General features: G+C 71.5%; 12 protein-coding genes. 4 read left to right on the top strand and 8 right to left on the bottom strand.

Features of this window, described 5'->3' with window-relative positions; translation table 11 throughout:
* Nucleotides 1–10: 10 nt before the first annotated feature.
* Nucleotides 11–460, bottom strand: coding sequence for a ribose-5-phosphate isomerase (locus AC2AXK_RS09935; protein WP_484345205.1), 450 nt, complete (start codon nucleotides 458–460; stop codon nucleotides 11–13).
* A gap of 55 nt (nucleotides 461–515) precedes the next feature.
* Between AC2AXK_RS09935 and AC2AXK_RS09930 the strand changes: the two genes are divergently transcribed.
* Entirely contained in the window at nucleotides 516–2,525 is a 2,010-nt protein-coding gene (locus tag AC2AXK_RS09930) for a M13 family metallopeptidase (protein ID WP_484345204.1), read from the top strand.
* 4 nt (nucleotides 2,526–2,529) lie between these two features.
* Here the strand turns inward: AC2AXK_RS09930 and AC2AXK_RS09925 are convergent, their stop codons facing one another.
* The 3 genes from AC2AXK_RS09925 to AC2AXK_RS09915 all read right to left on the bottom strand — a co-directional run bounded on the left by AC2AXK_RS09925 (nucleotide 2,530) and on the right by AC2AXK_RS09915 (nucleotide 4,373).
* Nucleotides 2,530–3,129 (bottom strand): hypothetical protein, encoded by a 600-nt coding sequence (locus AC2AXK_RS09925; RefSeq protein WP_484345203.1) that lies wholly within the window; start codon nucleotides 3,127–3,129, stop codon nucleotides 2,530–2,532.
* 87 nt (nucleotides 3,130–3,216) lie between these two features.
* Nucleotides 3,217–3,726 carry a pyridoxamine 5'-phosphate oxidase family protein gene (locus AC2AXK_RS09920; RefSeq protein WP_484345202.1) on the bottom strand — a complete coding sequence of 170 codons (510 nt, stop codon included), beginning with the start codon at nucleotides 3,724–3,726 and terminating at the stop codon, nucleotides 3,217–3,219.
* Nucleotides 3,726–4,373 (bottom strand): mycothiol-dependent nitroreductase Rv2466c family protein, encoded by a 648-nt coding sequence (locus AC2AXK_RS09915; RefSeq protein WP_484345201.1) that lies wholly within the window; start codon nucleotides 4,371–4,373, stop codon nucleotides 3,726–3,728. Before AC2AXK_RS09915 ends, AC2AXK_RS09920 begins: the two co-directional genes overlap by 1 nt.
* 161 nt (nucleotides 4,374–4,534) lie before the next feature.
* On the opposite strand from AC2AXK_RS09915, the gene pepN reads away from it, so the two are divergent.
* Nucleotides 4,535–7,081, top strand: coding sequence for an aminopeptidase N (gene pepN, locus AC2AXK_RS09910; protein ID WP_484345200.1), 2,547 nt, complete (start codon nucleotides 4,535–4,537; stop codon nucleotides 7,079–7,081).
* Nucleotides 7,082–7,130: 49 nt separating this feature from the next.
* On the opposite strand, the gene AC2AXK_RS09905 is transcribed toward pepN, so the two are convergent.
* Both AC2AXK_RS09905 and malQ read right to left on the bottom strand, forming a co-directional pair.
* Nucleotides 7,131–7,790: a DUF5701 family protein gene (locus AC2AXK_RS09905; protein ID WP_484345199.1), complete on the bottom strand. Its 660-nt coding sequence runs from the start codon at nucleotides 7,788–7,790 to the stop codon at nucleotides 7,131–7,133.
* 10 nt (nucleotides 7,791–7,800) lie between these two features.
* Nucleotides 7,801–9,948 (bottom strand): 4-alpha-glucanotransferase, encoded by a 2,148-nt coding sequence (malQ, locus tag AC2AXK_RS09900; protein WP_484345198.1) that lies wholly within the window; start codon nucleotides 9,946–9,948, stop codon nucleotides 7,801–7,803.
* 123 nt (nucleotides 9,949–10,071) lie between these two features.
* On the opposite strand from malQ, the gene AC2AXK_RS09895 reads away from it, so the two are divergent.
* Nucleotides 10,072–11,175, top strand: coding sequence for a mechanosensitive ion channel family protein (locus tag AC2AXK_RS09895; protein WP_484345197.1), 1,104 nt, complete (start codon nucleotides 10,072–10,074; stop codon nucleotides 11,173–11,175).
* Here the strand turns inward: AC2AXK_RS09895 and AC2AXK_RS09890 are convergent.
* Complete coding sequence (locus AC2AXK_RS09890; protein ID WP_484345196.1) at nucleotides 11,123–11,611, bottom strand: PTS sugar transporter subunit IIA; 489 nt, start codon at nucleotides 11,609–11,611, stop codon at nucleotides 11,123–11,125. The genes AC2AXK_RS09895 and AC2AXK_RS09890 overlap by 53 nt on opposite strands.
* Before the next feature lie 14 nt (nucleotides 11,612–11,625).
* Nucleotides 11,626–11,856 carry a PTS sugar transporter subunit IIB gene (locus AC2AXK_RS09885; protein ID WP_484345195.1) on the bottom strand — a complete coding sequence of 77 codons (231 nt, stop codon included), beginning with the start codon at nucleotides 11,854–11,856 and terminating at the stop codon, nucleotides 11,626–11,628.
* 113 nt (nucleotides 11,857–11,969) lie between these two features.
* On the opposite strand from AC2AXK_RS09885, the gene ptsP reads away from it, so the two are divergent.
* A complete protein-coding gene (gene ptsP / locus AC2AXK_RS09880) occupies nucleotides 11,970–13,661 on the top strand; it encodes a phosphoenolpyruvate--protein phosphotransferase (RefSeq protein WP_484345194.1) in 1,692 nt (563 codons plus the stop codon).
* The last annotated feature ends 16 nt before the right edge of the window (nucleotides 13,662–13,677 follow it).

Raw genomic sequence — 13,677 nt, 5'->3', positions numbered from 1 at the left:
GCGTCCCGGGTCAGCGCGCGGACTCGTACGCGGCGAGCTGGTCGATCCGACGCTGGTGGCGCGGGTCGCCGCTGAACGGCTCGGCGAGGAACGCGTCGACGAACGACAGTGCCTCCTCGACGGAGTGCTGACGCCCACCGATCGCGACGACGTTCGCGTCGTTGTGCTGACGGCCCAGGCGCGCCGTCTCGAGATTCCAGGCGAGCGCGGCCCGCACCCCGCGCACCTTGTTCGCGGCGATCTGCTCGCCGTTCCCGGAGCCGCCGATGACGACCCCGAGGCTCCCCGGCTCGGCGACGACCGCCTCGCCCGCGGAGAAGCAGAACGACGGGTAGTCGTCGAGGGCGTCGTACTCGTGGGCACCGTGGTCGACGACGTCGTGGCCGGCGGCACCGAGGTGCGCCACAAGAGCCGTCTTGAGCTCGAACCCGGCATGGTCTGAAGCGATGTGAACGCGCATAGGACCATCATGCCGCAGCACGCGCCGTGCCACCGCATACGCCTAACCTGGGTCAATGACCTCTACAGACACCGGCCGGGGGCCGGCACTCCACTCCGGGATCGACCTCTCGGCGCTCGACCCCGACACCCGCCCGCAGGACGACCTCTACCGCCACGTCAACGGCCGATGGCTCGCCACCCACGTCATCCCGGCGGACCGGGCCGCCGACGGCGCCTTCCGCACGCTGCACGACGAGGCCGAGGAGCAGGTGCGCACGATCATCGAGGAGCTCGGTGCCGCCGGGACCGAGGACCTCACCGGTGTCGCGGCCCAGATCGGTGGGCTGTATGCGAGCTTCATGGACGCCGCAGGGATCGAGGCCCTCGGCGTCGCACCGATCGAGGACGAGCTCGCACTCGTGGCCGCCGTGCAGGACCGGGCCGAGCTCACCCACCTCCTCGGCACCCTGCAGCGCACCGGTGGAGCCGGAGCCTTCGGGTTCTACGTGGACAACGACGCGAAGGATCCCGACACCTACGTCGTCCACCTGTACCAGGCAGGCCTTGGACTGCCGGACGAGTCCTACTACCGCGATGACAAGTACGCCGAGATCAGGACGCAGTACACCGCCCACGTGGCGCGGATGCTCCGCCTCTCGGGCGCCTACGACGACGCGACGGCGACCGCCGGAGCGGAGCGGGTCCTCGCGCTTGAGACCCGGCTCGCGGGACACCACTGGGACGTCGTCCGTGACCGCGACTCGGAGCTCACGTACAACCCCATGACGCTCGACGCCGTGGCGCAGAGCGCGCCCGGGTTCGACTGGCACGCGTGGACCACGGCGATCGGCGCTCCCGCCGGTGCGCTCGACGCCGTCGTCGTCCGCGAGCCGGAGTTCTTCACCGGCCTCGCAGAGCTCTGGCAGTCCGAGCCCCTCGACGACTGGAAGGCCTGGTTCGTCTACCACCTCGTCAGCGCGCGCGCCCCGTACCTGTCCGAGGCGCTCGTCGAGGCAAACTTCGACTTCTACGGACGCACGCTCTCCGGAGCCCAGGAGGTCCGCGACCGCTGGAAGCGTGGTGTGTCCCTCGTCGAGGGAGCACTGGGCGAGGCCGTCGGGGAGATCTATGTCGCCCGCCACTTCCCGCCCACGCACAAGGAGCGGATGGACGTCCTCGTGAAGAACCTCATCGAGGCGTACCGGGTGTCGATCACGCACCTCGACTGGATGGGTCAGGAGACGCGGACGAAGGCGCTCGCGAAGCTCGCCGCGTTCAACCCGAAGGTCGGGTACCCCACGAAGTGGCGGGACTACTCCGCACTCGTCATCGACCCGGCCGACCTCGTGGGCAACGTCCGCCGGTCGAACGAGGTCGACCTCGACCGCGAGCTCGCGAAGATCGGCACCCCGATCGACCGCGACGAGTGGCACATGACGCCCCAGACCGTCAACGCCTACTACAACCCGTCGATGAACGAGATCGTCTTCCCCGCCGCGATCCTCCAGCCGCCCTTCTTCGACCCCGACGCCGACGACGCCGCCAACTACGGGGGTATCGGTGCCGTCATCGGGCACGAGATCGGGCACGGCTTCGACGACCAGGGCTCCAAGTACGACGGGGCCGGACGCCTCCAGGACTGGTGGACGTCGTCCGACCGCGCGGAGTTCGACGCGCGTGCCGCCCGCCTCGTCGCCCAGTACGACGCGTACTACCCCGCACAGCTCGGCCCCGAGCACACCGTCAACGGCGCGCTCACCATCGGGGAGAACATCGGCGACCTCGGGGGCCTGTCCATCGCGCTCAAGGCGTACGAGATCTCGCTCGGCACCGACCTCGCTTCGGCGCCGGTCATCGACGGCCTGACCGGTGCTGAGCGCGTCTTCCTCTCGTGGGCCCAGGTGTGGCAGACGAAGATGCACGACGAGGCGGCACTGCAGCGCCTGGCGACCGACCCCCATTCCCCGGCGGAGTTCCGGTGCAACGGCGTCGTGCGCAACATCGACGAGTTCTACTCGACGTACAACGTGCGCCCCGGTGACGCGCTCTACCTCGAGCCCGAGGAGCGCGTGCGCATCTGGTGAGGCGTCAGCCGATCACGGCCACACCGGCACGGGCAAGGGTGAATCCTGCGCCCGTGCCGGTGTTCGTGCACGTCATGCCGGCCTCGGTGCTCGTGCACGCGAACGGCTCCACCGCGACCTCCTGCCCGTACTCGAGCACCGCGGCACCGTCCGTCGGCACGCCCGCGGGTGCGTCACCGGTGACGCACGGCACATCCACACCGGCCGACGTGACCTCGACGACATAGCCCACGGTCCCCGCGCACCCCTCGACGGGAGCAGGCTCGCTCGCGAGCTCGAAGATGGTGCAGAGCGCACCCTCGGCGCTCACCTCGCAGGCGATGTTGCCCGACGGCGCAACGATCCGCTCGGCAGGCGCAACCTCCTCCTCCGTCGGCGGCTCCTGCTCAGGAGCCGCGGGCGCGGCCGACGGTTCCGTGGGCGCCGACGCCGACGTCGAGGGCGAGGCCTCCGCAGAGGACGCGTCGCCGGAGCCGCCGAGCATCGACACCGCCAGCCACACGGCCGCGACGACGAGAAGCACGTCGAACGCGATGAACGCGATCAGCGGCCCCCCGAGTCGCCCTCGCGCGGTCCCGGGACGGGGCGGCGTCGTGCCAGACATGCAGAACTCCTTCAGGTCGGTGAGATGTGGCCCTGCGGCCGCTGACCAGCATCCCACGCGCCCCGGACGGTCGGCACGTCACCGCCCTCAGCTCCGGCGCACCACCTCGACGGGTCGACCCGGCGTCCACGTCTCGACGACGATCGCGTCACCGGACTCCGCCAGGCTCGTGAGCACGACCCGCTCGAGGCCGAGGAGGAACACGTGCCCCGGCCCCGCCACCGGCGCCATGGCCACGATCGCCTCCCGCTCCGGACCGCCCGTGAGCTCCCGGGCACGTCCCATGATCTTCGCGTCCCCGCCGACCATGGACCCGTCGCCCGGGTTGGAGTGGAGCGCGAAGCGCGCGTCGGCCTGCAGGTCGCGCGCCTTGCGCGCGCCCGGCATCGACCCGATCCACAGCTCCTCCGCCCACCACGCCACCTCCGTCCCGCTCACGCGGGGCGAGCCCGCCGACGTGAGCGTCGCGAGCACGTGGTGACGGTTCGCCTCGAACCGTGCCCGGACGCGGGACGCGAGCTCAGGAGCCTCGTCGACGAACCGCTGCCACCGCACCTGGGGACGCGCCAGCCGCAGCCCTGGCGAGCTCTTCGCCATCAGTCGAAGACCGGGCCCTGGGTCCGCGTGCGCTTGAGCTCGAAGAAGCCGGGTGTCCCGGCGACGAGCACGCACCCGTCCCACAGCCTGCCGGCCGCCTCGCCCTTCGGCGCCGGTGTCACCACCGGGCCGAAGAACGCGACGTCGTTGAACGCCACGACGGGCGTGCCCACGTCCTCGCCGACCTTCGAGATGCCCTCGGCGTGCGACGCGCGCAGCTGCTCGTCGTAGGCGTCGGTGTCGTAGGCGTCGATGAGCGAGGCGGGCAGGCCCACCTCGGCGAGCGCCTCGGCGACGACCTCGCGGCGGTCAGACCGACCGCCCGGGTGGAAGCGGGTGCCGATCGCGTCGTAGAGCGGCTTGACGACCTCGTCACCGTGCTCGACCTGGGCAGCGACGACGACGCGCACCGCACCCCATCCGCCGTCGAGCAGCTCGCGATAGTCCGGTGGCAGGTCCCGACCCTCGTTGAGGACCGACAGGCTCATGACGTGCCAGCGCACCGTGACGTCCCGCACCTGCTCGACCTCACCGATCCAGCGGCTCGTCATCCACGCCCACGGACACATCGGGTCGAACCAGAAGTCTGCGATGTTCGTCCGCGCGTCGGATGCGCTCGTCGTCGGTGCGCTGTCCGTGCTGGTCATGGCTCTCCCCGTGTCGGCCGTGCAGGTCAGGTCCATTCGTAGCACGGACGGCTTGACCGCGTGGAATGATCGGGGGTGGTCGATCGACCACCCACCCCGGTGCCCGTCCCCCCGTCCGCGACCCAGGACCGGCAGGCACCATGAGCCCCAGGGAGCCAGTCGTGCCCGGAGAGAACCTCACCCGAGCGGAGGCCGTCGAGCGCGGCGAGCTCGTCACCGTCCGCGCCTACGAGATCGACCTCGACCTCACAGCAGGGCCGCGGACCTTCGGATCCACGACCGTCGTACGCTTCGCCGCCACTCCGGGAGCCAGCACCTTCATCGACCTCATCGCGCCGACCGTGCGCGAGGTCGTCCTCAACGGCCGGACGCTCGACCCCGCGACCGTGTTCGCGGACTCACGCATCGCGCTCAGCGACCTCGAGTCGGAGAACGAGCTGCGCGTCGTCGCCGACGCCGCGTACACCAACTCCGGCGAGGGTCTGCACCGGTTCGTCGACCCCGTCGACGGGGAGGTCTACCTCTACTCCCAGTTCGAGGTCCCGGACTCACGCCGGGTGTTCGCCGTGTTCGAGCAGCCCGACCTCAAGGCGACGTTCCAGTTCACCGTGACCGCCCCCGCGGCCTGGCAGGTCGTGAGCAACTCCCCCACGCCCGAGCCCGTCCCGGTCGCAGACGGGGTGGCGACGTGGTCGTTCGAGCCCACGCCGGTCATCTCCTCGTACATCACCGCTCTCGTCGCAGGGCCCTACGTCGTCCAGCGCTCCGAGCTCACGAGCCGCGACGGCCGCGTCATCCCGCTCGGCGTCTTCTGCCGCGCCTCCCTCGCCGAGCACATGGACGCGGACTACATCTTCGAGACCACGCGCAAGGGCTTCGAGTTCTACGAGGAGAAGTTCGACTACGCCTACCCGTTCGCCAAGTACGACCAGCTGTTCGTCCCCGAGTTCAACGCTGGGGCGATGGAGAACGCCGGCTGCGTGACGTTCACCGAGACGTACGTGTTCCGGTCCAAGGTCACGGACGCCATCAAGGAGCGTCGCGTCGTGACGATCCTCCACGAGCTCGCCCACATGTGGTTCGGCGACCTCGTGACGATGAAGTGGTGGAACGACCTGTGGCTCAACGAGTCGTTCGCCGAGTGGGCCTCGACCCTCGCGACCGCCGAGGCCACGGAGTGGACCGGGGCCTGGACGACGTTCGCCGCGATGGAGAAGAGCTGGGCGTACCGCCAGGACCAGCTCCCGTCCACGCACCCGATCGTCGCGACGATCAACGACCTCGAGGACGTCCTCGTGAACTTCGACGGGATCACGTACGCCAAGGGCGGTTCCGTCCTCAAGCAGCTCGTCGCCTGGGTGGGGATCGACGCGTTCATGGCAGGCGTCGCCCAGTACTTCCGCAAGCACGCGTTCGGCAACACCGAGCTCTCGGACCTGCTCGCCGAGCTCGAGTCCACGAGCGGACGGGATCTCGGTCGCTGGTCGCAGCTGTGGCTCGAGACCGCGGGGGTCAACACGCTGCACCCCGAGCTCGAGGTGGACGCTGACGGCGTCATCACGTCGCTCGCGATCCTCCAGTCCGCCCCTGCGGACTACCCGACGATCCGTCCGCACCGCCTCGCGATCGGGTGCTACGACCTCGAGGACGGCGCCCTCGTGCGCACGCACCGCCTCGAGCTCGACATCGACGGGGAGCGCACCGAGGTGCCCGACCTCGTCGGGCGCCAGCGTCCGGCGCTCCTGCTCCTCAACGACGACGACCTCGCCTACGCGAAGATCCGTCTCGACGAGCAGTCGCAGGCCGTCGCCACCGAGCACCTCGCCAAGATCACCGACCCGCTCGCGCGGTCGCTCGTCTGGGGTGCCGTCTGGGACGCGACGCGCGACGGCGAGACGCCTGCCAGCGACTACGTGCGCCTCGTTCTCGGCAACATCGCGACGGAGACCGAGTCGACGACGATCCGCACCACGCTCACACAGCTGACCCTCGCCGCACGCAGCTACGTCGCACCCGCCCGGCGGGAGTCGACCGTCCGGGAGGTCGGTGACGCCCTGTGGGCCCTGGCCCGGGCGGCCGAGGCCGGCTCCGACGCGCAGTTCCAGTTCGTCCGGTACGCCGCCGGGCTCACGAGCACGGACGAGCAGCTGGACACCCTCGCGGCACTCCTCGACGGCGGATCGCGTCTCGACGGCCTCGAGATCGACACCGACCTGCGCTGGGAGCTGCTCGAAGGGCTCGTCCTCGGCGGGCGTGCCGGCACGAGCGAGATCGAGGCGACGCTCGCGGACGACAGCACGGCGTCGGGCCAGCAGGCAGCAGCACGGGCGCGCGCGACGATCCCGACGGTGGACGCGAAGCTCGCGGCGTTCGCGTCCCTCGTCGACTCGGACGAGGTACCGAACGCGATCGTCCGCGCAACCACCGTCGGGCTGGGGCACGTCAACGACGCAGCCGTGCTCGAGCCCGTCATGGAGCGGTACTTCGACGCGATCGAGCGGCTCTGGGAGGAGCGCAGCTACCACATCGCGGAGACTCTCGTCGAAGGCCTGTACCCGGCGGCGCTCGCGAACGAGTCCCTCCGCGAGCGCACCCAGCGATGGCTCGACGAGCGGCCGTCCGCGGCGCCGGCGCTGCGGCGCCTCGTCGTCGAGAACCTCGCGGGCGTCGAGCGCGCGCTCGTCGCGCAGGCGGCGGACGCGCGCTGACCCCACGGCCGTGACGCCGTAGGACGCGCGCCCCTCGCGGGCGCGCGTCCTACGGCGTGCTGCTGGGTCCCCCCGCGCGACGGGCACCCGCGGACGCCGACCCGAGCCAGGAGTGCGGGTTGCGATCCCAGCACCAGCCGAGCTTCGGAGCCCGCTCGCTGATCCACACAGCGGGCACGCGCTGGTCCCCGCGCCGGGAGCCGAGCAACGAGAAGCACCGGTTGCGACGGAGCATGTCGGGGCGATGCGTGACGAGCGCGATCCCCTCCGCGATGGTCAGCGGGGTGCGTCCCCGGCGCCGGATCACCCCGAGGGCATCCTCCGGAGTCACCCCGCACAGGTCGCTGCCCGTGTCGATGTCGAGGAGCAGGTAGGCGGACGTCGGCGCCGCGTCGAGCTCCGGGAGCACGACGTCGGGCGTCGGGACGTACCCGTCGATCTCGTCAGGTCCGATCATGAGCCGTGCAGGCCGGTCCCCGAGCGTCATCCGCGCCGCGGCCTCGGCAAGCGGTACCTGCGTGAGGACGAGGACCAGCGGCACGTGGTCGTCCCGGTCGGTCCCGGCACCCGTCGTCTGCCCCGGCAGCAGGGCCTCGAGCGGCTCGAGGCCGGATCGCAGGTCACGCTCCGACACACCGAGGAGATCCGGGTACCCCAGGCGCACGACGTCGTCGACCTGTCGCTGCAGCTCGACGACGTCGCTGTGCACGCTGACCCCGTCAGTCCGTCTCGGCGCCCGGTCGGGCGTTCATCACGCGCGCGAGGGACCGCAGACGCGCGTTCTCGAGCAGGTTCTCGAGCATGACGACGTTCCCCGCCGAGTCCCCGAGGGGCACCTTCCAGTTGGGGTACTCCTGGTCCGTGCCCGGTTGGTTCTGCGCACGTCGCTCCCCGACGCAGTCGGCCAGCGAGACGCCGAGCAGCACGGACGGCGACTCCTTGATGTAGCGGTGCAGGCCCTCGACGAGCTCTCGTTCGGACGGGTCGTCGCCGATGAGACCACGCGTCGCGAGCGCGAGGACCATCTGGTCACGTTCCTGCCGTGCCTCCTGCCGCACCTTCTGCACCGGCTCCGTGAGCAGGCCGAGTCGCTCGCGGATCTCGACGTGCTCCCCCGCGAGGTAGCCAGCGCTCGGCGGCAGGTCGTGGGTCGTCACCGTGGCGAGCGTCAGCGCCCGGAAGTCCTCCGGCGGGATGGGACGCCCGTTCCCGTCCTTCTCGAACCACAGCACCGAGGTGCCGAGGATGCCGCGCTCGGTGAGATAGTCACGGACCCATGGCTCGAACAGGCCCAGGTCCTCGCCGATGACGAGCGCGCCGGCCCGGTGCGCCTCGAGACACAGGATGCCGATGAGGGCGTCGTGGTCGTAACGCACGTAGGCGCCCTGGTCGGCGGAGTTCCCCTCCGGGATCCACCAGAGGCGGAAGAGACCGATGACGTGGTCGATGCGCAGGGCACCCGCGTGGCGGAAGATCGTGCGCAGGAGCTCCCGGAACGCGGCGTACCCGGTGCGCTCCAGCTCGAGAGGCTGCCACGGCGGCTGCGACCAGTTCTGCCCCTGCTGGTTGTACATGTCCGGCGGAGCCCCGACGCCGATCCCCTGGGCAAGGACCGGACCCAGCGCCCAGGCGTCCGAGCCGGCCGGGTGCACGCCGACGGCCAGGTCGTGCATGATCCCGATGGACATGCCGCCCTCGAGCGCGGCGCGCTGCGCCTGCTCGAGCTGGAGGTCCGCGACCCACTGAAGCCAGCAGTAGAAGTCGATCTCCGCGGCGAGCTGCTCCCGCATCGCGGCGACGGCGGCGCTCGACACGTCCTGCAGCTCCTCGGGCCACTCGGTGCCCGCGAGATGGTCCGTGAGAGCGCACCACGCTGCGAAGTCCTCGAGCCCACGCCCCTGGGACTGGCGGAACTCGCGGAAGGACGTCTCGCGTGCCGCGGACCGGGGCGCCTGGTAGACGACCTTGAGGGCGGCCTTCTTCGCGTCCCACGCCGCATCCCGGTCGATGGGCCCTGCGTCCTCGCTCATGCCACGGACGGCGTCCGCCGACCACTCCACGAGCGACCGGTCGGCAGCCGAGAGGTAGGCCGTCTCGCGGATGTCCTCGACCCGGAGATAGATGGGGTTGATGAAACGTCGGCTCACCGGGAGGTACGGCGACGGCGTCATCGGCGGCGTGGGCTCCGCCGCGGCGACCGGGTTGATGAGCAGGAAGTCCGCGCCGAGCGACCGACCGGCCATCCAGCCGAGGTCGGCCAGGTCTGCGAAGTCCCCCACCCCCCATGACTGGTGGGACCGGACCGAGTAGAGCTGTGTCATGAGTCCCCACGGAGCACGCTCCGCCGTGGGCTCGGGCCCCTCGAGGCGGTCCGGGGTGACGGCGAGCGTGGCGCGCGCCTGTCCGTCGGGTGTCCGTGCGAACACCTCGTGCCAGCCCAGCGGGAGGTCGGCGGGCAGCTCGAACGTCGCCCGACCGATCGCCCGGCCGTCGACGGTGCGCGGAGGCGTGTAGACGTCGAGCTGCTCGAGGGCGACGGTGCCACCATGCGACTCGAGCTCGACGAGCACCTCGACCGGCGCTCCGTCCGTGACGTGCACCGGGACCCGGGCGGCGTGCCCCTGACGCACGACGATGGTCGGCGGGAGCATCCGTCGCCAGGGCGCGTCCTCGGCGTTCGCCAGCGCCACGTCCACGCGCTCCGGGTTCGATGCGTCCACGCCCATCGCGCGCAGGACACCGACGAGCGTGCTCGCGGAGACCTTCTGTGTCTCGCCGTGGAAACCGTGGTGCTCCGTCGTGATGCCGTATGCGTGAGCGAGCTGGACGAGGGCGTCGGAAGGGGGGTTCGCGTTGTCGTGGGCCACGGGTGAATCCTGCCAGAGACAACGGACCGGGGCAGCCGGGAGGCGACGCGTCACCCGCGCTCGACGGTCGTCGCGAGACGCTGGCCTGCGGGCGATGTCGTCGACGATGTATAGCCTTCGAGCATGCTGCACACGGACATCACCTCCTCGTCGTTCGACCCCAAGAGCCTCGACTCGTGGATCGACTGGCTGCTGGGCACCCCGCTGCACCTCGTGCTCATCGCGCTCGTCGGGGCGATCGTCCTGGTCTCCCTGCGGCGGGTCATCAGGACCGCCGTGGAGCACATCGCGGACGGCAGCCTCATGAACCGGCGGGGCCTGCGAGACCTCGGCGGCACGGACGTCGGCGCCGCGCTGCTGCGCGCCAACCCGCTCGCCTCCGCTCGTCGGGCACAGCGCGCCCGGACGATCGGGTCCGTCCTGCGCTCGACCACGACGATCGTCGTGGGCGCCATCGTCGTGCTCATGATGCTCGACGAGGTGGGCGTGAACATCATGCCGTTGCTGGCGTCCGCGGGCGTGGCAGGCGTCGCGCTCGGCTTCGGCGCGCAGAGCCTCGTCAAGGACTTCCTCTCGGGCACGTTCATGCTGCTCGAGGACCAGTACGGGGTCGGGGACACCGTGACGTTCGGCGAGGTGTCCGGGACCGTCGAGGCTGTGGCCCTGCGCGTCACGAAGGTCCGCGACGGCAACGGCACGCTCTGGTACGTGCGGAACGGGGAGATCGTCAGCGTCGGCAACAAGACCCAGGGGTGGGCGCGCGCGATCGTCGAGGTGCAGCTGCGACCCGACGCGGACTTCGACGAGGCGCGGCGTCGGCTCACCCGAGCCGGCCGGACCGTCCAGGACGACGCGGTGCTCGGTCGGTACTTCCAGGAGGACCCGGAGGTCATCGGGATCGAGACGCTCACGGCCACGTCCGTGCTCATGAAGCTGCAGGCGAGGACCGACCCTGCGATGCAGTGGGAGGTGGCTCGCGCGATGCGCGAGGCGGTGTGGACGGAGCTCGACGCGGCTGGCATCCCGCTGGCGACGACCCAGCAGCCGACCGTGATCGTCAGCGACCAGCAGCGCACGACCCCGGCCGCTCCCGCAGCACCGGCGAGCAGCGAGCGAACCGCTCCGCAACGAGCACCCGCCCCGGCCGCGTCCCCGGCAGCTCCGGTGGGACCGGTCAGTCCTGCGCCGCCCGCGTCAACCAGCTCAGCAGAGGATCTCCCGCGCTGACCTCCTCGCCCGTCCGTGCGAGGAGCGTCAGCTCGCCGGGACCTGCCTGGAGGGCGACGACCGGACAGACGGTCGAGAGGCCGCGCGCCGCCACCTCCGACGGGCGCCACGTGATGAGGACCTGACCGGCGGCCACGACGTCCCCCGCGCTCACGTGCAGCTCGAAACCCTCGCCGTCCAGGGTGACCGTGTCGATGCCCAGGTGCACGAGCACCGCCGGGCCGTCGGGCGTCTCGATCGCGAAGGCGTGCGGGAACAGCGACCCGACGACACCGGAGACGGGGGCGACCACCGTGAGGCCGGAGGCGGCCCTGGCCTCGTGCCGCGGCTCGACCGCGACGCCGGGCCCGACCATCTCCTCGGCGAAGACGGGGTCAGGCACCTCCGACAGTGCGACGACGCGACCGGCCAGCGGCGCGATGACGACGAGGGCCATCGGAACGGCGTGCGTCAGCGCAGGCCGTCGAGCTCGGCTGCGAGGCTGTCCGCCTCGGGACCGACGATGACCTGGACGACGCGCCCCGAGCGGACGACCCCGAACGCTCCGGTCGCCTTGAGACCGGGCTCGTCGACGAGCTCCGGGTCCGTGACCTCGATGCGCAGCCGCGTGATGCAGGGCTCGCAGTCGACGACGTTGGCCTGCCCTCCGAGTGCTTCCAGAATCTGCTGTGCCTTGCTCATGCCCGAACTCCTGTGGTTGCTCTGTGGATCTGTGGCTCTTGCCTAGGGTAGTCGCCCTCGCTCGGAAAAACTGCGAGACTCCCCTCAGAGCGCGCTGATGAGGAGGTTCGTCGATGAACACCCCAGCTCCCCGGACGGTTGCCGGGATCGGAGTCTGTCCAGGTGTCGTGGCCGGACGGGTCGTCCACCTGCCCGCGCCGATCGCCGAGCCCCCGCCCGGGCTGCGGCTCCCGCCGCGCGAGGACCACGAGGCGCGCGCCCAGGAGATCGCCGCGGCGAGCAAGCGCGTCACTGCGGAGCTCGAAGCAGCTGCAGCGCGCGCCGTCGGCGACACGAGCGACGTCCTGCGAGCCACCGCCGCCATCGCCGGGGACCCGACGCTCGTCGCCGACGCCCAGCGCCGGGTCGTGGAGGACCACCTCGTCCCGGAGCGAGCGGTCTGGGAGGCGGCCGCGGAGGTGACCGCGCAGTTCCGTGCCCTGGGCGGGTACCTCGCCGAACGCGTCGACGACGTGCTGGACATCAGGGACCGACTCATCGCCGAGCTCACCGGCCGCCCGCGGCCCGGGCTGCCTGTGTGCGACTCGCCGTACGTGCTCGTCGCGGTCGACCTCGCTCCGTCCCTGACCGCATCGCTCGATCCGCGGCAGATCCTCGCCATCGTCACCGACGGCGCCGGCCCGACGTCGCACACCGCGATCGTGGCCAACGCGAAGGGCATCCCTGCTGTCGTCGGGGCGCGGGGTGCCAGCGCGAGCCTCGAGGAGGGCGCCCTGGTGCTCGTCGACGGCGCCACGGGCGTGGTCGTCGTCGACCCCGACCCCGAGCGGCTGAGAGCGGCGTCGGCGCTCACCGCACGGCACCGGACCTTCCGGGGCCCGGGGCGCACGCGCGACGGGCACCGGGTGCTCCTGCTCGCGAACGTGGGTGATCCGGGCGAGGCGCGCGGGGCCGCACTGGCCGGTGCGGAGGGCGTCGGGCTCTTCCGGTCGGAGTTCTGCTTCCTCGACCGCGAGGAACCGCCGACCGTGGAGGAGCAGGTCGAGGCCTACCGGACCGTGTTCTCCGCCTTCCCGCGCCGCAAGGTGGTCATCCGCACCCTCGACTCCGGTGCCGACAAGCCCTTGCCGTTCCTCCGTGCCGAGCACGAGCAGAATCCGGCCCTGGGCGTGCGCGGGCTGCGCACCGCCGCACGGTTCCCCGGGCTCCTCGACGATCAGCTGCGCGCCATCGCGCTGGCCGCGCGCACGACGGAGGCAGACGTCTGGGTCATGGCACCGATGGTCTCGACCGTCCCGGAGACGGAGGACTTCGTGGCGGCGTGCGCCTCCCACGGTCTCGATACGGCGGGCGTGATGATCGAGGTCCCGAGCGCCGCGCTCCTCGCCGGGCCGATCCTCGCCCGGGCGAGCTTCGCGTCGGTCGGAACGAACGACCTCACCCAGTACGCCATGGCCGCTGACCGGCTGCTCGGGTCGCTGGCCGAGCTCTCCGACCCGTGGCAGCCCGCCGTGCTCCAGCTCATCGACGCGGCGTGCCGGGGTGGCGCCGCACAGGGTCGGCCGGTCGGGGTGTGCGGTGAGGCGGCGTCGAACCCGGTGCTCGCCGTCGTCCTCGTGGGCCTGGGAGCGACATCGCTGTCCATGACGCCCCGGGCGCTGGCCGACGTCGGGGCTGTCCTGTCCGCCGTGGACCGGGACAGCTGCCGGGAGGTGGCGCAGGTCGCGCTCGCCGCCGAGACGGCCGCGGGAGCGCGGGCGCAGGTGCGCGCGCGGCTGCCGATGCTCGCGGGGCTCGGCCTCTGACCGGTCGGCAGCCGGG

Source organism: Sanguibacter sp. Z6_81 (genome assembly GCF_057180625.1).
The sequence above is the reverse complement of the archived record's forward strand: the minus strand, read 5'-3'. Positions and strand labels throughout refer to the sequence as shown.

What these genes read in the sequence shown, in the direction of transcription:
- AC2AXK_RS09885 (WP_484345195.1), bottom strand. Translation starts at nt 11,856, where the DNA reads ATGAGCAAGGCACAGCAGATTCTGGAAGCACTCGGAGGGCAGGCCAAC.
- AC2AXK_RS09895 (WP_484345197.1), top strand. Translation starts at nt 10,072, where the DNA reads ATGCTGCACACGGACATCACCTCCTCGTCGTTCGACCCCAAGAGCCTC.
- ptsP (WP_484345194.1), top strand. Translation starts at nt 11,970, where the DNA reads ATGAACACCCCAGCTCCCCGGACGGTTGCCGGGATCGGAGTCTGTCCA.
- AC2AXK_RS09915 (WP_484345201.1), bottom strand. Translation starts at nt 4,373, where the DNA reads ATGACCAGCACGGACAGCGCACCGACGACGAGCGCATCCGACGCGCGG.
- AC2AXK_RS09890 (WP_484345196.1), bottom strand. Translation starts at nt 11,611, where the DNA reads ATGGCCCTCGTCGTCATCGCGCCGCTGGCCGGTCGCGTCGTCGCACTG.
- AC2AXK_RS09920 (WP_484345202.1), bottom strand. Translation starts at nt 3,726, where the DNA reads ATGGCGAAGAGCTCGCCAGGGCTGCGGCTGGCGCGTCCCCAGGTGCGG.
- AC2AXK_RS09930 (WP_484345204.1), top strand. Translation starts at nt 516, where the DNA reads ATGACCTCTACAGACACCGGCCGGGGGCCGGCACTCCACTCCGGGATC.
- AC2AXK_RS09925 (WP_484345203.1), bottom strand. Translation starts at nt 3,129, where the DNA reads ATGTCTGGCACGACGCCGCCCCGTCCCGGGACCGCGCGAGGGCGACTC.
- AC2AXK_RS09935 (WP_484345205.1), bottom strand. Translation starts at nt 460, where the DNA reads ATGCGCGTTCACATCGCTTCAGACCATGCCGGGTTCGAGCTCAAGACG.